General features: G+C 46.5%; 13 protein-coding genes. 8 read left to right on the forward strand and 5 right to left on the reverse strand.

Translation table 11 applies throughout. The features are described from left to right. Window positions 1–1,881 carry a glucose PTS transporter subunit IIA gene (locus tag J2T16_RS11990; protein WP_154957729.1) on the forward strand — a complete coding sequence of 627 codons (1,881 nt, stop codon included), beginning with the start codon at window positions 1–3 and terminating at the stop codon, window positions 1,879–1,881. Next, complete coding sequence (gene ptsP, locus J2T16_RS11995; RefSeq protein ID WP_090923675.1) at window positions 1,878–3,638, forward strand: phosphoenolpyruvate--protein phosphotransferase; 1,761 nt, start codon at window positions 1,878–1,880, stop codon at window positions 3,636–3,638. The genes J2T16_RS11990 and ptsP overlap by 4 nt, the downstream gene beginning before the upstream one ends. 145 nt (window positions 3,639–3,783) lie before the next feature. Here ptsP and J2T16_RS12000 read toward each other — a convergent pair whose 3' ends face one another. After that, window positions 3,784–4,317 carry a type 1 glutamine amidotransferase domain-containing protein gene (locus tag J2T16_RS12000; RefSeq protein ID WP_221789036.1) on the reverse strand — a complete coding sequence of 178 codons (534 nt, stop codon included), beginning with the start codon at window positions 4,315–4,317 and terminating at the stop codon, window positions 3,784–3,786. Between the two features lie 293 nt (window positions 4,318–4,610). Here J2T16_RS12000 and J2T16_RS12005 point away from each other — a divergent pair, with 293 nt between their 5' ends. The 4 genes from J2T16_RS12005 (at window position 4,611) to J2T16_RS12020 (ending at window position 7,444) form a co-directional block, all read left to right on the forward strand. Further along, window positions 4,611–5,024 carry a hypothetical protein gene (locus J2T16_RS12005; RefSeq protein WP_154957727.1) on the forward strand — a complete coding sequence of 138 codons (414 nt, stop codon included), beginning with the start codon at window positions 4,611–4,613 and terminating at the stop codon, window positions 5,022–5,024. A gap of 122 nt (window positions 5,025–5,146) precedes the next feature. Beyond that, a complete protein-coding gene (ytxJ, locus tag J2T16_RS12010) occupies window positions 5,147–5,494 on the forward strand; it encodes a bacillithiol system redox-active protein YtxJ (protein ID WP_090923672.1) in 348 nt (115 codons plus the stop codon). Between the two features lie 92 nt (window positions 5,495–5,586). Beyond that, on the forward strand, window positions 5,587–6,594 hold the full coding sequence (gene ccpA / locus J2T16_RS12015) for a catabolite control protein A (RefSeq protein WP_090923671.1): 1,008 nt from the start codon (window positions 5,587–5,589) through the stop codon (window positions 6,592–6,594). Between the two features lie 175 nt (window positions 6,595–6,769). Continuing rightward, window positions 6,770–7,444 carry a 5'-methylthioadenosine/adenosylhomocysteine nucleosidase gene (locus J2T16_RS12020; RefSeq protein WP_154958055.1) on the forward strand — a complete coding sequence of 225 codons (675 nt, stop codon included), beginning with the start codon at window positions 6,770–6,772 and terminating at the stop codon, window positions 7,442–7,444. Window positions 7,445–7,603: 159 nt separating this feature from the next. On the opposite strand, the gene J2T16_RS12025 is transcribed toward J2T16_RS12020, so the two are convergent. Further along, window positions 7,604–8,236: a GNAT family N-acetyltransferase gene (locus tag J2T16_RS12025; protein ID WP_145331936.1), complete on the reverse strand. Its 633-nt coding sequence runs from the start codon at window positions 8,234–8,236 to the stop codon at window positions 7,604–7,606. Between the two features lie 269 nt (window positions 8,237–8,505). On the opposite strand from J2T16_RS12025, the gene acsA reads away from it, so the two are divergent. After that, window positions 8,506–10,230, forward strand: coding sequence for an acetate--CoA ligase (acsA, locus tag J2T16_RS12030; RefSeq protein WP_336120343.1), 1,725 nt, complete (start codon window positions 8,506–8,508; stop codon window positions 10,228–10,230). Window positions 10,231–10,357: 127 nt separating this feature from the next. On the opposite strand, the gene J2T16_RS12035 is transcribed toward acsA, so the two are convergent. The 3 genes from J2T16_RS12035 to rpsD all read right to left on the reverse strand — a co-directional run bounded on the left by J2T16_RS12035 (window position 10,358) and on the right by rpsD (window position 16,583). Further along, window positions 10,358–13,462, reverse strand: a complete 3,105-nt coding sequence (locus tag J2T16_RS12035; RefSeq protein WP_221789040.1) for a transglycosylase domain-containing protein — start codon at window positions 13,460–13,462, stop codon at window positions 10,358–10,360. Between the two features lie 247 nt (window positions 13,463–13,709). Continuing rightward, window positions 13,710–15,815: a methyl-accepting chemotaxis protein gene (locus J2T16_RS12040; RefSeq protein ID WP_336120342.1), complete on the reverse strand. Its 2,106-nt coding sequence runs from the start codon at window positions 15,813–15,815 to the stop codon at window positions 13,710–13,712. A gap of 168 nt (window positions 15,816–15,983) precedes the next feature. Beyond that, the gene (rpsD, locus tag J2T16_RS12045; RefSeq protein ID WP_154888288.1) at window positions 15,984–16,583 is read right to left on the reverse strand and encodes a 30S ribosomal protein S4; all 600 of its coding nucleotides are present in this window, start codon (window positions 16,581–16,583) and stop codon (window positions 15,984–15,986) included. 464 nt (window positions 16,584–17,047) lie between these two features. Here rpsD and J2T16_RS12050 point away from each other — a divergent pair, with 464 nt between their 5' ends. After that, a complete protein-coding gene (locus J2T16_RS12050; protein ID WP_336120341.1) occupies window positions 17,048–19,039 on the forward strand; it encodes a sensor domain-containing diguanylate cyclase in 1,992 nt (663 codons plus the stop codon). Window positions 19,040–19,155: the final 116 nt, after the last annotated feature.

A 19,155-nucleotide genomic window follows, 5' to 3' on the forward strand; every position in this document is an offset into this window, starting at 1 on the left:
ATGAATTGGCTCGGATCCTTGCAGCAGCTCGGAAGAGCGGTTATGCTGCCTACAATGGTCCTGCCCGCTGCTGCCATTTTGCTCAGTGTGGGCAGTCTGCCCTGGGACGCCTGGGGAATGAGAGTTGTTGGTGATGTGTCTACCGTGGCCGGACACGGTATTTTTTATTTTTTGCCGTATTTGTTCGCTGTCGGTGTGGCGCTGGGGCTCTCCAATCAGGCCGGTCAAGCTGGACTTGCAGCGCTGGCTGGTATCGTTATCTATGATCAGGTTACCCGAAATTTCGGGGATGGCACGGTGCAACCTGCATCATTAATTGGAATTATACTCGGTGCGTTAGCCGGTGGAATGCATAATCGGTTCAAAAGTATCAAACTGCCTGAAATCTTGCAATTTTTCGGCGGATCAAGGTTTGTTTTGCTTATCGTCGGACTCTGTTCGGCTCTTTTTTCCTGCTTTATGTTATGGCTTGCTCCGGTTCTGCAACATGGCCTGAATTCCATTGCAACATGGGAATACAGTCTTGGCGGTTTCGGATTGTTCATCTATGGTGTGTTATACAGGGTGCTGGTTGCTTTTGGGCTTCATCATCTGCTGAATAACGTATTCTGGTTCCAGCTAGGAACCTATGAAACGCCGAGTGGCAATATTGTGCAAGGGGATTTACCACGTTTCTTTGCTGGTGATCCGTCAGCTGGATTTTTTATGGCTGGACTTTTCCCGATTATGATGTTTGCTATCCCTGCGATTGCATTTGCCATTATTCAAGAGGCCAGGGAAGATTTAAAACCAAAAATCAGAAAAACGTTTCTGACTTCTGCATTGGTTTGTTTTTTAACAGGGGTGTCCGAGCAGATCGAGTTTGCTTTTCTTTTCGCGGCGCCGTATCTGTTTATCGTACATGCAGTGATGTCCGGGGTGGCTATGTGGCTAAGTTATTGGCTAGATATAAGGCATGGTTTCTCATACTCGGCTGGCGTTATTGATTACATACTCAATTTCCATCTGTCTGAGAATGCTTGGAAGCTCATTCCGATTGGCATACTATATGGGTTGGTCTATTATTTTCTGTTCCGCTGGGCGATTCGTACGTTCAAAATTCCGACACCAGGGCGAGAAGAAGGGTCTATGCTGGAAGATTGGGTTGGAAATATCCCTTATCAAGCCCCGTTGATTCTCGAAGCATTGGGCGGGAAAAGCAACATCGTGCAGGTGGAGGCATGTATTACACGCCTGCGTCTGACGGTTCACGATGATCGGTTGATCGATACGGGTGCAATGAAGAATCTGGGTTCTGCTGGACTGATCAAGCTCGGCGGTGGTAACGTGCAGGTTGTATTCGGCACCTATTCCGAACTGATTCGGGAAGAGATTGCGAAGTTGCTGGAACGGGATTTGCAACAGGTACTGTTCGCAGCACCTGTGCAGGGGAAAATGCTCCCGATTGAGGAAGTTCCAGATCAGATTTTTGCAGCCAAGCTCGTTGGAGACGGTGTTGCTTTTGTACCGGAGCGAGGAGAACTGGTGTCGCCTGTCTTTGGAACGATCATGCATTTGTATCCGACGATGCATGCCCTAGGCATTTCTACACGAGAGGGACTGGAGGTTCTGCTTCATATCGGGATCGATACCTCACAGCTGAAAGGGCATTTTGAAGCGTTTGTGCAAGAAGGCGATACGGTTGAGCCTGGACAACTGCTGATCAAGTTTGATCTAGCCGTACTACGTGAACAAGCTGCGTCACTCACGACTCCAATGGTCATTACGAATCCGGATCGTGTAAAATCATGGAGTTTTGCTCCATTCAAGCAAGTGAAGAAAGGTCAGGCATCCGTCATGTCCGTGGTGCTCTATGACAGGAACGTTGGAGGGGTAGAATGAAGATACAAGGCATCAATGGAGCTGCAGGCATCGCCATCGGCAAAGCATTTGTCCTGCCCAGCTGGGAATGGGATCTACCCGACCAGAAGATGGATTCGGTGGATCTTGCCCAGGAATTCGAACGGCTGTACGAGGGGATACGAACATCGAAGGATGAGATCGAATATATCAAAAATGAGTTCAAAGAAGTTGTAGGACCTGAGGAATCCAGCATCTTTGATGCGCATCTGGCGATTCTGGAAGATCCGGTTTTCATGAATGAGATCCGCGGCATTATTGAGCGTCAGTATAAGGCGGCAGAGGTGGCGGTAAAAGAGGCGATAGACCACTTTGTCACCATGTTTGACCTTCTGGAAGATGAATATATGAAGGAGCGGGCGATCGATATCAAGGATGTCGGTAACCGCCTGCTTAAACATCTTCTGGGTGCACCTGAGATTACGTTACCTTCAGATACACAACCTTACATTCTCGTTGCTAAAGAGCTGTCACCGTCTCAATTGGCGCATTTAAATCCAAGCTATGTTTTGGGTATTGTTACGCTTATTGGAGGTAAAACGTCTCACTCGGCCATTATGGCACGTGCACTCGGGATTCCTCTCGTTTCCGGATTGGAAGCGAGTCTTGGCATGCCGGTCGAAACAGGGGACATGCTTGTCGTTGACGGTGATAATGGGTTGGTATTCACAGACCCGGATCGCAAAACCATTGAACGTTACACGATGCTTCGCAACAAGGAGATGCAGAAAAAAGAACAGTTGCAGGTGCTTGCCACCGTAGATGCGGTGACCAAGGATGGATCTGTGCTGAAGCTTGCTTCCAACATCAGCTCCGTGAAGGAGCTTGATCTGGCTTTGAAACACGGAGCCAAAGGTGTAGGTTTGTTCCGCACTGAATTCCTGTATATGGATCGTTCGACCTTCCCTGGAGAGCAGGAACAGTATGAGGTGTACCGGCTTGTTGCCGAGAAAACAGCTGGACAGGCGGTTGTGATTCGCACACTCGACATTGGGGGCGACAAGGAGCTCGATTATTTTGAATTACCGGAAGAAGATAATCCGTTTCTGGGCTATCGAGCCATTCGAATCAGTTTGGATCGCAAGGATCTGTTCAAAACGCAGCTGACGGCCATTCTACGCGCAAGCGCAGCGGGCAATGTGAAAATTATGTATCCCATGATCTCATCGGTTGAGGAGTTGCAACAAGCCAACGAAATCCTTCGGGAAGCGATGGCTGATCTGGATGAACGGGGCTTGGCCTACGATGCAAATATTCAGGTAGGCATCATGATTGAGGTCCCTGCTGCCGTGATGATTGCAGATCTGCTTGCGGAAGAAGCAGATTTCTTCAGTATCGGAACGAATGATCTGGTACAGTATGTGCTAGCAGTAGACCGAATGAATGAACAGATTGCTCATATGTATCATCCGTATCATCCGGCTGTGCTGCGTATGCTACGAGCGACCGTAGACGCAGCACATACGGCTGGGATTGACGTTAGTGTGTGTGGTGAGATGGCAGGGGACGAGCGCTCCATTCCGCTATGGCTGGAACTCGGGATTCGTCATCTCAGCATGTCTCCGCAATCCTTGCTGCGCGTGAAGCATAGAGTTTTGAATACTACGGCTGCTGATGCGAAGGAGGAGGCACGCAAGTGTTTTACCCTCAGAACGAGCAGTGAAATTGAACAGCGTTTGCAGATATTTAATGATGCGAGCGGCAGTCCTGACGATCAGAGCGGATCAAACGCATCTTAAAGTAAACTGACTGCACGCATTAGTAGACGAGCAATACCTTTAAATTAATATATTCACTTTTGTACCACTTTTTCCAAAAGATATAAAAACCGCCATGCATAGGATTGCATGGCGGTTTTTACTTTATTTTCGTTTTAGCTCGCTTTTATTTGGTAGCTTTTGCAGCGAGTGCATCACAGAAAGCTTTTCCATAAGGAGGGAGATCCGGTGGACGACGAGCGGAGATGATATGCCCATCCACGACAACGGCTTCATCTTTCCATATCGCACCTGCATTCTCCATGTCGTCCCGAATGCCTGGCGTTGAGGTTACGGTGACTCCGTTCAAAATTTTGGCAGAGATGAGTACCCAGCCTGCATGGCAGATTTGCCCGATCGGCTTGTGGTCTGCATGCATCTCTTTTACAAGCTCCAGCACTTTGGGGTAGCGCCGTAGTTTATCTGGAGCCCATCCTCCCGGCACCAGTATTCCATCATAATCGGAACTGCTGAGCTCACCGAAACTGTATTCAGCGGTAGCAGGAACACCATATTTGCCGACGTATGTTTTTCCTTTTTGCTCGCCAGCCAGATGCACTTCGGCACCTTCTTCACGGACGCGGTATACCGGGTACCACAGCTCCAGATCTTCAAATTCTTCATCAACCAGTGCGATGACTTTTTGACCTGATAATCTCATATATGAACTCTCCTTCGATAATGAATTTGGCAGATCGCGTCTTATATTGTACCAGATTTGCTAATTGGCTTCCTAATTTAAGTATGTTTAAGTACAAGTTCTCATCTGGATAGAACGATTTCAAACCAACCCGAGCCTTCATTCGACAACCTTCATCTGGTGACAGTGGTAATTTGTGCAACCTTTAGTTTACAGCAGGATTTAGGCGGAAATAGGTCGAATGGTACATACATAGAGAGTAAAGAACGAATGAGGTGATGGTTGTGCGCAAGTCGTGCAGATGTGGACATGTAATGGAATTGGAATTAAGAACGGTCGTATACGCCAAGAAGGTAGAAATTCGTAATGTACCTGTTTTTGCGTGTGCAGACTGTGTATCATACGAGGTGTTGCAGCCGGTGAAACCGGATTTGACAGAATGTATTAGCAAACTGGGTGAACAGCCCGTGAAGCAGGATGTCTCTTTTGGGGAACAGAATGAACTGGCTGACCTGCTTCACGAGCAGCTTCTGGCCTGGCCGGAGGCCACGGATCAAGAAATGGAATACCGAATGAAAGAGGCGGTAGAGGCACGAATCAATCTATTGCTCGATATTATGAGCTACGCACACAAAGCGGAAGACAAGGCGTGGATTGAGGATACGGAGCGCAGACTGGCACAGTTGTCGGGTTTTGTATGGCAGGCGCATTTCTCAAATGCCGTCTAGTTTTGACGTGTAGAATGCTTGTTTTCATGAAAATTGGATTTTTTGCTCACTTTTTGTTAAGATATCGAAGAGTGAAAACGCTCAACAAGGCGTTATTGCTGATTAAGGGGGATGTATAACGAATGGCTGACATGACTAAAATGACAAGTATTGAACAGCTAAACTCCGCTGTGCAGGCGACGGAGGATCAACCCTTGCTTCTGTTCAAGCATAGTACCCGCTGTCCAATCAGCGCACATGCTTATCAGGAGATGAATGATTATCTGCATAACTCTCCGAATGAAAGCGTGAAATATGGCATCATCTATGTGGTGGAAGATCGTCCGGTATCTAACGAAGCAGCTGAGAGACTGGGTGTTAAGCACGAATCTCCCCAAGTTATTTTGGTCAAAAAGGGAAATCCAGTATGGCATACTTCCCATTCAGAGATTACCAGTAAGATGCTTGCTAACACTTTAAGTGAGTCCTAGAGCCTATTTTAATTGATTAATGCAATAATTTGTCGTAATATAAATCTTAATGAAAATGGAATGAAAATTTACTGGTAATGGAGCGAAGTACTGTGACGGTAACCATTTATGATGTGGCACGTGAAGCTGGAGTGTCTATGGCAACGGTATCACGGGTAGTCAACAATAACCCTAATGTCAAACCGCAAACGCGGAAAAAAGTATACGAAGCAATTGAACGACTCGGATATCGTCCGAATGCGGTAGCCCGTGGTCTGGCGAGCAAAAAGACAACGACAGTTGGAGTCGTTATTCCGGACATTTCGAACTCCACCTTTGCGGAGATTGCCCGCGGAATCGAAGATATTGCGAATATGTACCACTACAATATCATTCTGTGTAATGCGGACAAAAAGAAAGAAAAAGAAATTCGTGTTATCAACACCCTGCTGGAGAAACAAGTGGATGGACTGCTCTTCATGGGCGGTACGGTAACGGATGAACACATTCAAGCGTTCCAGTCTGCAGCAGTTCCAATCGTATTGTGCGCAACAAGTGATGAGAAGGGCACATTCCCTTCTGTTGATATTGATCATGAAGCAGCTGCGTTTGATGCTGTCAACACACTCATTCGCCACGGTCACAAAGAGATCGCGATGATCAGTGGAACGTTGCAGGATCCGGCTAACGGGTTTGCACGTTTCCAAGGGTACAAGAAGGCACTGGAAGCAGCGGGTATTGAATATCAAGAGGATCTGGTACGCATCGGTAACTATCGTTATGAATCCGGTGTGGAAGCGATGAAATACTTCCTTGGACTCAAGAAAAAACCGACTGCGATCTTTGCTGCAACAGATGAAATGGCGATTGGTGCAATTCACAGCATTCAAGACGATGGATTGAAAGTACCGGATGACTTCTCCATCATTAGTGTGGATAACATTCGTATGGCTTCCATGGTGCGTCCACAGTTAACAACTGTTGCACAGCCGATGTATGATCTGGGCGCGGTAGCGATGCGTTTGCTGACCAAACTGATGAAGAAAGAAAATGTGGAAAATCCAAGAGTGATTTTGCCGCATGAAACCATTCTTCGTCTGTCTGTAAGTCACGCGGGTTAATTGACTATTTTATTAAGTAAGCGAAAGGGAGATTCAATTCTCTCTACATAGATATTGATTGTGCAGGAGCTCCGGAAACGGAGCTTTTGTGCTTAAAACGGCTTGGGTAATGACATGATCTCACATACAGAACGGGAACAGGGAGGATACAACAGTGCGTGAAACGATAGGAATTATGGGTGCTATGGATGAGGAAGTGGAACTTCTGCTTCAGGGCATGAAACAACTTGAAACGGTGAAGCAGACAGGGATTACGTATGTCGCCGGTGAGTGGCTTGGCAAGCAGATTGTGGTATGCAAGTCAGGCGTAGGGAAAGTAAATGCGGCGGTAACTACGCAGATTCTGATTGATCGTTTTCAGGTGAATCGAGTGATTTTTACAGGTGTAGCAGGAGCAGTTCATCCCGAATTGAACATTGGCGACATGGTTATTTCTTCAGTGTGTGTGCAGCACGACATGGACGTAACGCCACTAGGATTCGAACGTGGAGTGATACCGTACCAGGAGACATCGGCATTCCCGGCAGAGCCTGCGTTAATCTCGCTTGCTGAAGAAGCGTGCAAGGCGCAGGGCGCTCAATATCGGATTGGCAAGGTGTTGTCGGGTGATCAGTTTATTGCCAGCAAGGAAACCGTAAACATGCTCTATACAGAGATGGACGGAGCTTGTGCAGAGATGGAAGGGGCTGCAGTGGCTCAAGTATGTCACATGAACCGTGTACCCTTCGTTGTGCTACGCAGCATGTCTGACAAGGCAGACGGTTCTGCACATGTGAATTTTGCCGAGTTCACGGTGCAGTCTTCTCAGCGTTCCCATCGTATTGTTGAGCACATGCTTGAACATATGTGATTTGAGAAACGTGACTTACTCGCAATGAGACACGAATAAACCGAAATGAGACACCAATAAACCGCCTCACAGATGCATTTTCCGTTTACGATGGAGAATGATCTGTAAGGCGGTTCTTTTATGTATTCAATTCGCGATTCGTACCTTTTATCTTTTTCTTTAATACATAAACCGATGACGAAAGCGGACACGGTCAAACTGTTCCTCCGAGGTCATGGGTACTTGACTGCCGATCCGAACCATAAGACAATTCGCAGGATGGGAGCAGATTTCAGGATCATCTGTCGCGTACCAGGTCATATCAATGTTTTGCATAAGCCGCTCCATCATTTTGCGATAATCCCATACCGATAGTCCGCTGCCTTTCAAGTCCCAGTGCCAGTAATACTCTGTCGTGAAAATAATATAGTTCTCCATATACGTATCTTGCATCGCAGTAAGGAGCATTTCACGGCCTACACCAAGAGAGCGATACTCGTCTGCGACTTCGATGGCTCCAAGCTCGATCAGGTCTGTCATGTTGCCCTCGGACCAGCGTTCACACTCATCTGCGTAGTGAAAAGTAACGTATCCGATGATGATATTATTCTCATGGGCAATTATAATTCGCCCTTCGGGTAAGGCTGCAATCTCGGCAATGGCTTCTTGTTGCTCTGTTGGGCGCCGAAAGGCATCCAGATCGGAGTGAAACGTCAATTCCATAATCTGTTCAGCGGGCACGGGCCCCTCAACCGTAATTCGGTGGTCGGACTTGAAAATGGAACGTATATGATGCTTCTTGATATGCTCCATGGTTCATACCCCTCTCTCCCCCTACTTATAGCAAAAAACCAAAAAAATGAAAAGCCGTAGACGATGTTTGATCCAATTTGCTATAATTGCGTTGACAAAAAATGTTCACAATTCAACACCGTTTGAGTGCATCGGTTGGGTCAGGCAAGTACATGACGAGAAGTTCTCTCTACTAATGTAAGCGCTAACTGGAAGTTCAGTCAACACAAAGGCAATACGAATGAACCCTGAAGGGAATCGAAATGTCGAGTTGAAGGAGGCTGGCAAGCATGAGTCAAGCACATAATGAGATGCTGCAAACGGTGGTGTCTGAATCGAATCTGGGTGATTATACAGAAGCAAGAAGCCGGTTCGATTGGGAAACGGTAGAAAGGCACTTTACGTGGCACGCCAGCGGCAAAGTGAATATGGCACATGAGGCGATTGATCGCCATGTCCTGGAAGGCAGAGGTGGGAAGACAGCCTTGCTCTACAGCGATGCTTCTCGTGAGGAAGCTTACACTTTCGCAGATTTGAGCGAGCAGTCGAGTCGTTTTGGTAATGTGTTGCGTAAATATGGCGTAGCTAAAGGAGATCGTGTTTTTATTTTTATGCCACGAAGTCCTGAGCTGTATTTCAGTTTGCTGGGAATTTTGAAAGTGGGCGCTGTAGCGGGTCCTTTATTCGAGGCCTTTATGGAAACGGCGGTGAAGGATCGGCTGGAGGACAGCGGAGCGGTAGCGCTTGTGACAACGCCGGAGCTTCTGGGACGGATCAAACGTTCCGAATTACCAGAGCTGAAACATATTTTTGTTGTTGGTGGCGGCCCACAGTCTGAGGATGGACTGATTGATTTTGATGCAGAGATGTCTGTGGCTTCAGATGATATGGAGGTAGAATGGCTGACGCGTGAGGATGGACTGTTGATTCATTACACCTCGGGTTCAACAGGGAAACCGAAGGGTGTGTACCACGTTCAGAATGCGATGATTCAGCATTATTATACAGGTAAAGTTGTACTTGACCTGCGAGAAGATGATATATATTGGTGCACTGCCGATCCAGGTTGGGTAACAGGCACGTCGTATGGCATTTTCGCCCCTTGGCTTAACGGGGTAACAAATGTGATTCGTGGGGGACGTTTTAGTCCGCAGGACTGGTATAGCACAATCGAGAAAAACAAAGTAAGTGTATGGTACAGTGCCCCTACGGCGTTCCGTATGCTTATGGGCGCAGGGGACGAGACGATTGCCCAACATGATTTAAGTAGCTTGCGTCATGTCATGTCGGTAGGGGAACCGCTGAATCCGGAGGTCGTACGTTGGGGCTGGAAAGCGTACGGTCAACGAATTCATGACACATGGTGGATGACCGAGACGGGAGCACAGTTAATCTGTAACTACCCCGGTATGCCGATTAAACCAGGTTCCATGGGACGTCCTTTACCGGGTGTTGAAGCAGCTATTATCGATGATCGTGGACAAGAGCTCCCTCCATACAGTATGGGGAATCTGGCGATCCGCACACCTTGGCCGTCGATGATGGAAAAAATCTGGAATAATCCAGCGAAGTATGAGGAGTACTTCAGACTGACAGGCTGGTATGTATCCGGGGATTCAGCGTACATGGACGAAGACGGATACTTCTGGTTCCAGGGACGCATCGACGATGTCATCAACTCTTCAGGTGAGCGCATTGGACCATTTGAAGTGGAAAGTAAACTGGTAGAGCACCCAGCGGTTGCTGAGGCTGGCGTGATCGGTAAACCGGATGTGACACGCGGAGAGATCATTAAAGCGTTTGTCGCGCTTCGTGAGGGGTATGAGGCGACGCCGGAACTGAAGGAAGAAATCTATCGGTTTGTAAAAGAGGGCCTGTCCGCTCACGCTGCACCGCGTGAGATCGAATTCAAAGAAAGACTGCCGAAGACTCGTTCAGGCAAGATTATGCGCCGTGTGTTGAAGGCATGGGAACTTGATCTGCCAACAGGTGACTTATCCACCATTGAGGACTGAGTAGCTAGCATGTAGAATTAAAAAGGACATGAACATAAACAAAGCCGCATGTCAGTGTATTTACACTGGACATGCGGCTTTTTCATTCGTTTACGATATTGGTTTGTCAACGGGTTTGCCACCCGTATTAAGGCTGATAGTGTATCGCTTCCGAGGATGCGGACTCTCCTACACTGTTGCTGGCAGATACTTTGAACCAACCCCCCGTTGATGACGGTACACCATAAACCATACTGGTGCCTGAAGTGGTGCCAATCTTGGTGAAGGGGTCCGAACCTGTCTCGCTATAGAAGACAGCGTAGCTCTGCACGCCGTCCGTTTCCGAGTTCGGTGCCCACTGAATACGAAGCCCTTGGGAGAGCGCTGATACGCTCACTTGGCCTGGTGTGCTTGGAGCCGCCGTTGGTGCATTGTTGTTACTGACGGTTTCTCCAGGGGTTACCACCGTACCAGGTACCTCAATAGGCTCTTTGACTTCTGTATCAGGCGCACCAGCGCCTGCACTGCTCACCGTCGCACTTGGAGCAGATTCCTTGCCAGCAACGTCTACGGCAGTAACATAGAATGCAAAGTTGCCACTAGCTGTTGCGTAAGCTGAGAACGATCTGGACTCACCTGTCAGTACAACCTGGCCTTGATTCTGGAATCCGGCACCACCGACTGAACGATAGAGACGATACCCAACAACATCACTTTCAGGTGTAGCATTGAATGTGATGGATGCCCGTTCTCCCGAGATGGAGATGCGGACATTGCCAGGTGCATCTGGAGCTTTGCCGTTATCCTTGCGTGGATCAACCTCAGTTGGCAGATCAGCACCGGCATCCTCAGGCAGATAATATGCAAGCGACTCATGACGACTCATCCGTTTAAATGCATTTTGCAATTCTTTGATGAGATCGGAGATCGGTTTCTTACGCTTGACAACCGTTTTTTCCTTCAACATATCCGCAGGTGTTTCATCACGTGGAATGTAATTTACACCGTTGTAGGTAATATATTTCGCTTTAGCGACAGCATCATCACGGTCCTTCGGAATAAATTTGCTATTGAAAATGTCAGTAACAAATTTATCGGTCAGGGATGTTGGTAGCTTGCCACTGTATGCTGAGACCGTTCTGGTTTCAATACCAGAAGGTTTTTTGAATGAATTAGTAACAAACAGATCCTTCTGTGTTTCGACGACTTCATTCATAATTTTGGCCCAAAGCTGCTGAGCACGTTTGCGTTGTGATTTGTTTTCGAGTGTATTAATCGGCTGTTTATAACCAACCCACACACCGAGCGTAACATCTGGTGTATATCCCTCAAACCAGACATCGGCGTAGTTCTGGGTTGAACCTGTTTTACCGACAATAGGCACACTTGATCTGTACTTGTAGTTTTCCCGTACTTTATCGGCTGTACCTTCTGTTATAACGGTACGTAACATGTCCGTCATAAGATAGGCCGTCTGTTCCGAAAATGCCTGTACAGGCTCGCTTTCGTGTTTGTATACAATATTGCCTTTGGAATCCACAATTTTGCTGATCATATAAGAATCGTTGTAGACCCCTTTGTTAGCAATTGCACCGTAGGCATTTGTTAGTTCTTCCACAGTTACACCATATTGAAGTCCGCCGAGAACACCGGTCTGGGCCTGGTAATCCTGCTTCTGGATCGTTGTAATGCCAAGCTTTTTCGCAAAAGTCCAGGCTTTATCGATGCCAACTTCCTCATTAAAAAGCTTCAGAGCCGGAATGTTCAATGAGTAGTTCAATGCTCTACGAGCGGTTACCAAACCTTGGTAACGGTTGTTCGCATTCTTGGCGATATGGTATCCGCTAGGGCCGTCTTTCAAAATAATTGGCGCATCGTCGATGACGGAGGCCGGTTGAATAAGACCTTCCTCCAGAGCTGGCAGATAAGCCGCAATAGGTTTCATCGTAGAACCGGGCTGACGAATCATTTGAGTCGCATAGTTCATCTGTTCATCCTGGAAGCTTCGGCCTTCAATCATACCGAGGATTGCTCCTGTTTTATGATTGATCAGCATCGCTGCAGTCTGCTCTTTTCCCTTGACAGGATCATCTGCTGAGAAGTTGCTGTTATCTTCGGCAATCGTACGCATCGTTTTGTAGATGTTCTTGTTAATTGTTGTATAGATGCGATATCCGCCTGTGCGAAGCTGTGACTGAGCCTCTTCCAGCAGGGCACTGTTTTCCTTTTGCGATGCCTCGACGTCTGTACTTTTGCCTGTTGCCTTAGTTTTGTCGGCATTCATCTGCTGCATGATAATCTGTGCTGCTTGACGTTCCGTTTCCATCATAAGGTATGGATAAGTGTTATAGGCTTTAATGGTTTTCGGAGCAAGCGAGCTTTTGATATCAAAGGCAAGTGCATTGTTGTATTCCGATTGCGTGATTTTGCCAAGTTCCAGCATGCGGCGCAGAACCAGTTTTTGACGATTGATTGCGCGATCAAATTTATCCTCTACAAAATCGCCTTTACCGTTAAAGGCGGAGTAGGAAGAGGGAGACTGAGGTAATCCAACCAAATAAGCGGCCTGAGCTATATTTATTTTTTCGAGATCATTGATATTAAACAATCCCTTGGCGGCTGCTTTGATTCCGTAAACGTTGTATCCGCTGGAACCATTGCCGAAAGGCACCTTGTTCAGGTAAGCGGTCATAATCTCGTCTTTGGTTAGAAAACGTTCCAGTCGAAGGGAAAGCAAAATTTCCTTTACTTTACGATCTTCCGTACGGTCCAAATTCAGAAATACACGTCTAGCCAATTGCTGCGTAAGCGTACTGCCACCCGTTTGTACTGATTCTTTCAGCACTTTTTGTTTCACGGCACGCAGTGTTCCGCTCATGTCTACACCTTTATGTTCGTAAAAATGATTGTCTTCAATCGAGATCACGGCATCAATAACTTTTTTGGGGATCTGGTCAAAGGTGACCGGACGTCTGTCTTCTTCCGTGCGAAGTTGACCAATCGGACTGCCGTCAGAAAAGTAAGCAAAGCCTGTGATGGAGTTTTCGCTGACTTTTTGTTCAATCAGGGCCCTTGACCGGACAGGTTCGTCTTTGACGATCGAACTGACGTAACCCATTAAAGCACCGCCAACGAATAGTATGCCCATAAATCCAAGGACAACCATCCACATAACGAAGCTACCTAGTTTGCGTGCAAAGCTACGCTTGCGTACAGGCGGATCTTCAGGCTTTTTCTTAGTAACATCAACCATTCAGTGTCTTCCTCCTTTTAACAGCACTAATTATAGCATAAAAAGACCCGTTTGCATGCCTGAGAAATACAAGTAATGGTCGAAATTTGCCAATCTGGAATGGATTATGATATATAGCATGTGATATCGAACAGCATTTCATGAGTTGCAAAAGTAAGGAAAAAGGCTGGAACTGCATGTAAGCAGGCCAGCCTTGAAGTCTATATAGAAAAGAGTGTTTGAAGAAAAATATAGTATCTTAGGCTCATTAGGTTCTGAAACGCTGGATAAGTTCCAACAGTTCTTGTGTGAGGTGTGCCAAAGAAGCGGATGCAGCAGTGATTTCCTCCATAGATGCAAGCTGTTTCTCCGAAGCTGAGGCAACCTGGCTTGCGTGCGCTGCTGTTTCAAGACCAATCGTTTTAAGTTGCTCAAGTGATGAATCGACCTGTCGGGACTCACCTGACATCTGTTTGGCAATGGTGGAGACTTGTGCAATTTGTTGATTCACGTCGGCGATCTGTGATGAGATGGATGAGAATAGCTCACCACTCTCGTTCATTACATCGGCAATGTGAGTCACCTCGGTGCTTCCTTTTTCCATATTTTCAACGATAGCCGAAATCTCTTGTTGAACGGATTGGATCAACGCGGCAATGTCAGCAGCCGATTGTCTGGATTGCTCAGCTAAATTGCGAATCTCTGCAGCTACAACGCCAAAGCCGCGTCCGTGTTCCCCCGCTCGCGAAGCTTCAATAGAAGCGTTGAGGGCGAGAAGATTCGTTTGTCGGCTTACTTCGGTAATCATACCCGTTATATGACCAATCTCTTCCGAGCGCTTTTTAAATTGCTCCAGTGCAGTCATGGAGGATTGGACAGAAGTGTTTGCACTCTCCACCATATGGATAGCTGCCTGCATTTTGTCTGTTCCGTATGAAGTTCGTTCCGTCACTGATTTTGATGTACTACTTACTTCGGAAACAGCCTCAGCTATTCTTCCGATGCCCGTGGATATTTCGTTCATCGAGCGGGAGGAATGAAGTAACTCCTGAACTTGCTTCTCCGCTTTGTTTGCAACTTCCATTCCGGTAAGTGCCATCTGTTCGGCGGCTTTGCTTGTATCCTCTGCCCCGGCGGTTAATTGTTGCGAAGTTGAACCGACCGATAAGGCATGTTCAGATATAACAGAGATCGTATGGCGTAATGTATTCATCATGTTATTCATGTGAATGGCCATGACTCCAAATTCATCCTTCGATTTAACAGGCAACTTTTGTGTCAGATCACCATGCGCGAGTTGTCCTGCGACAACATTTACACGGTTCAATTGCTTTACTATGGATATGATGGTGTACGCGACCACGCTTGCCAGTAGAAGTACCGCCAATATAGCGATAAGTACAGACCATTTCAAGCTATCGTAAAAAGGCTGGAGTATCACGCTTTTGGGTAATGCAGATACTAGATGCCAGCTAGAATCGGAGCCTTGAAGCTTGGCAGGTTCGGCAATAAATAATTCTGGTTTGCCATTGTCAACCGCAGTGTAGAACCCTGTATCATTCGACTGGATCCGCTGAATAAGTGCTTGGGTACTGGAAGAGAGCTCGGCATTCTCTTTGGTCAGTTCCGGTCTTGAGCCGTGCGCAGCAACGTGCCCTTCACTTGTAATCAGCATGGCATAGCCTTGGTCTGGATTCAGAGATGCAATATTTTGCTGGAAACCTTCAATCGTAAAATCGGCCCCAACGATGCCAAGAAAGGTATTGTTCTCATCAAGTAAAGGCAGAACGATGGATACGAGCAAGGTCTCTTTACCAGCAACTTTGTACGTAGTGGGCTCGGACCAATAGATGGTTTTGGTCGCTTTCGGCTGTTGATAGTATTTACTGGTTTCACTGTTTCCCTCATAAGTAGTGAGCGGTTCAAAATGCAAGGGGCTTCCATCCCGGATAACGTAAGGGATAAAACGGCCTGTTTCATCATCGTATTTATCCTTATTCACATGTTCTGCATCTTTGCCGTCAAAGGCATTAGGCTCCCATCCAGTATAAAAACCAAAAACCTTTTCGTCCTTTTTCAAGTATTCTTCCAAAAGCCTTACGATATCTTGACGGCTCAGCGTCCCATTTTTTGAAGCGTCCAGCAGGGTTGTACTCAAACTGTCGAGCGTATTTTTTACCTGGTTGATGTAAGTCATGAATTCGCTAGTAGCTGCACTTGCTGAGTGTTCGGCTACAGCTTCACCATATTGTAGGCTTTTGTCGTATATGGCTTTGGTGTTAAAGGCAATTAATGCGCCGATCGAGCAGAGGAGCACTAATCCGAGCAGTAATCCTAGCTTTACCGCAAGCTTGGTATTTCGAAAAAATGACATGTGTAGCCCCCTAAGTTATCTTTCTTTTTTGTGCGTGTTTCGATAAACATATTATCGTTATGTAGAGGCTAGTAATGAAGAGGGGGTCTGGGGAAGGAGTGAAAAAACAACAAAAAAGCAACTGCCGAGGAAATCTCGAACAGTTGCTTTTTTGTTGTGATGCAACGATTAACGGTTGTAGAACTCGACGATTTGTTTTTCATCGATGTCTTGGGACAATTCAGCACGCTCAGGCAAGCGGATGAATTTACCTTCTACAGCTGCTTCGTTGTATTCAACGTATGCTGGAAGATGCGAACGGTTTTCCAAAGCTTCCTTAACGGAAGTCAGACCGCGGCTTCTTTCACGCAAGCCGATTACATCGCCAGTGCTTACTTGGTAAGAAGCGATATCGACTTTTTTGCCGTTTACAGTTACGTGACCGTGTGCTACCAATTGACGCGCTCCAGCGCGGGAGTTAGCAAAGCCAAGACGGTAAACGAGGTTGTCAAGGCGGCACTCAAGCAAGAACATGAAGTTCTCACCGGCAATACCTTGCATTTTTTGCGCTTTGGAGAACAATGTGCGGAATTGTTTTTCACCCAAACCGTACATGTGGCGCAATTTTTGTTTTTCTTGCAACTGCATACCGTAGTTGCTCATTTTTCTGCGTTGGTTAGCTCCGTGCTGACCTGGAGGGAAAGGGCGTTTCAATTCTTTGCCTGTTCCGCTCAGGGAAATGCCGAGGCGACGGCTTAATTTAAATTTAGGACCAGTGTAACGTGCCATGTTTAAAGTAGCTCCTTTTTAGTTAAAGTTCATATAGGGCTCTGTTTGCGCTCCAATTTGTTGATGCGGGCTTGGCCTCGCATAGAACGATCAGGAAAGTTCAGCCGCTGTCCTGAAAGCAACAAAAAGAATGAGGGTGACACAACCGGTAATGCCCAAATTTAAAGACCGTATTAGTAGTCTTCATCAACAATTTATTCTACATTCTGAAAGGAGTAAAGTCAAGTAATACATAAAGCCAGAAAAACGTCTAAATTTGTCGATAGGTCATTAGGCCTAAAATAATGGGACAATTTTCTGAAATATGAGTGCAAAAAAGCTTCAAACAGAGTAAAATAGATGGTATCTTAACTTTAAACAATCTTATGTATCAAGGTTTTCGCTAATATTTTGCAGATTTGCGATAATTGATGCAGATTAATGCATCCCCCAGGATGCAAAAACGGTGCAAAGGAGCGCCTGACATGTTGGAACATCTAAGAAGTTTACCTACCAGTCTGAAGTTGCGAAGCGCGGGCGATTCCACATCGTTTACAGTGCTTCCATCTCATGATGACCATGCGTTGTGGATGCAAAAAATGGATATCACACCTTTTGACTTCTCATATTTAAGCAGTTTGTTAGGACAAGCCTTCACGGATTGGACAAGCCAGAAAGATTCTGTGCCAAGTGGGCCAATTGCTGCATACAGTGTTTGGAATACGGAAGGAGAGTGCATAGGAGAGAACTCCGGCCAGATTACCGATTCGGATATCAATGTACGTTCGATGGTTTTGGAGTGTGCTGAAAAGGAACAGACGTTATCTAGACGCGGAATTAGTAAACATGGGGAGTATCTGCTGATTGCCGAGCCTCTGTTTTCAAGAATCAATAAAGATATATTTGCTGTGTTTGTTGCGCTGGTCTTTGAATCCCACCGATCCGAAACGTCAGAAGCTGTGGTTCGATCTGAGGCATTGCATTACCGCACCTGCTTTTACCGAAGATTTGAATACATATTTATGACGGACTTGTTGCACTCACATGAACAAACCGCTCGGGAGGAACACCGAAGATCCATTCTTTTTCAGATCGTACAGCGTATGCATGACAAAATGGATGTCGGGGCGATATTGGACGAAGTATTTGTCAGTATGGACTACCTCTATCCTTCCACACACATTATGCTCTATATGTCTCAGGACCAGAGAAGCTTTAATCCTCGTATTAAGCCACTCCTTATTCAGGAGCGTGGAGAAGATATCTGTGTTCGCTCATTTATGGAGGGCAGACTGATTGTCTCCCGGTCTGATGAGTTGGACAAACGAATCATTGAGGTGGGCTTGCCGCTCAAAGGCAAACAGGGCATATACGGAGTGTTTCATATCGAAATGAACGAGGAATTGATGGAAGACTCCGATTTGCAACTGATTGCGATGATGGCGGATACAGCAGGGACAGCGTTCGAAAATGCAAAACTTCATGAGCAATCCCATATGTTGATTCAGGAACTTCGTGTAATCAATGATTTGACACAGCGCCTTAACAAAAGCCTGCAATTGATGGAAATCTATCAGTTTTCCGAGCAAGAATTTAAAAATATCTTTCAGGCCGACTATTGCTGCATTTTGCAATTGAATGACAGTACGAACAGGTTTGAGGTGATGGCGACCAATGTAAAAGAGATTCGGCAGAGAACGTATCCTATGGATTCTGGTATTGCGGGTTACATGTATCAGACTGAAGAGCCATTAATCATATCTGACTATACGCAGTTTGATAAGGTGACTTCCAGTTTCATGGAATTAACAGGCGCGATGTCTCTGATTGCAGCACCAATTCGCGTGGATGGACAGGTGAAGAGTGCTATTTTGCTTGCCCATGTGCGGGAACATTTTTTCTCCTATGAGAACTACAGGTTGCTACAAATGTTATCGATTCATCTGGGCCTTGCTTTAACCAATGCTACCCTGCATGCTGAGGTGCGCCGGTTGGCCAATCTGGACATGTTGACCGGACTGTACGTAAGGCATTACCTGGACAATATTATTCACGAACGTCAGGCTCATGATTACTGCGGCTCATTGGTTGTCGTGGATATCGATCAGTTCAAACAGGTGAATGATACCTTTGGGCATCAAACCGGGGATCAAGTATTAAAACAAGTCAGTGATATTGTTACAAGTTCGGTTCGAGCCGAGGATATTTGCGCAAGGTGGGGCGGTGAAGAGCTGGCTATCTACATGCCTCAGATCGGAATTCAGCAAGCGCTTGTGTATGCGGAACGAATCCGTACCCGAGTTGAGGCCGAGACGAGACCGTCTGTTACGGTGTCAAGTGGCATTGCTGAATGGAACTGGATGGATGAGAAAGTAAGTGTAGAGTCCCTGTTTTACCGTGCAGATATGGCGCTGTACAGCGCAAAGAACGGGGGCCGGAATCGAATTGTCATAGAGGAACAGGAAGGTATACGATGAGAGAGAACATTCCGGTTGCGGAGTCGTTTCTCTCCTTTTTTTGTTTTTTTATGGGACCGGTATGTGGATCAAAGTCCATGTGGTTTGTCTGGTCGCATAGTAAGGAAGTATAAGCA

It is taken from the genome of Paenibacillus intestini, from assembly GCF_030803945.1.
In the GTDB taxonomy this organism is placed as follows: Bacteria; Bacillota; Bacilli; order Paenibacillales; family Paenibacillaceae; genus Paenibacillus; species Paenibacillus polysaccharolyticus.

Excerpts from the sequence above, each read along its gene's own strand:
- J2T16_RS12005 (WP_154957727.1), top strand. The coding sequence starts at position 4,611 with ATGGAATTGGAATTAAGAACGGTCGTATACGCCAAGAAGGTAGAAATT.
- J2T16_RS12000 (WP_221789036.1), bottom strand. The coding sequence starts at position 4,317 with ATGAGATTATCAGGTCAAAAAGTCATCGCACTGGTTGATGAAGAATTT.
- J2T16_RS12040 (WP_336120342.1), bottom strand. The coding sequence starts at position 15,815 with ATGTCATTTTTTCGAAATACCAAGCTTGCGGTAAAGCTAGGATTACTG.
- J2T16_RS12020 (WP_154958055.1), top strand. The coding sequence starts at position 6,770 with ATGGGTGCTATGGATGAGGAAGTGGAACTTCTGCTTCAGGGCATGAAA.
- ytxJ (WP_090923672.1), top strand. The coding sequence starts at position 5,147 with ATGGCTGACATGACTAAAATGACAAGTATTGAACAGCTAAACTCCGCT.
- J2T16_RS12035 (WP_221789040.1), bottom strand. The coding sequence starts at position 13,462 with ATGGTTGATGTTACTAAGAAAAAGCCTGAAGATCCGCCTGTACGCAAG.
- acsA (WP_336120343.1), top strand. The coding sequence starts at position 8,506 with ATGAGTCAAGCACATAATGAGATGCTGCAAACGGTGGTGTCTGAATCG.
- rpsD (WP_154888288.1), bottom strand. The coding sequence starts at position 16,583 with ATGGCACGTTACACTGGTCCTAAATTTAAATTAAGCCGTCGCCTCGGC.
- J2T16_RS12050 (WP_336120341.1), top strand. The coding sequence starts at position 17,048 with ATGTTGGAACATCTAAGAAGTTTACCTACCAGTCTGAAGTTGCGAAGC.
- J2T16_RS11990 (WP_154957729.1), top strand. The coding sequence starts at position 1 with ATGAATTGGCTCGGATCCTTGCAGCAGCTCGGAAGAGCGGTTATGCTG.
- ptsP (WP_090923675.1), top strand. The coding sequence starts at position 1,878 with ATGAAGATACAAGGCATCAATGGAGCTGCAGGCATCGCCATCGGCAAA.
- J2T16_RS12025 (WP_145331936.1), bottom strand. The coding sequence starts at position 8,236 with ATGGAGCATATCAAGAAGCATCATATACGTTCCATTTTCAAGTCCGAC.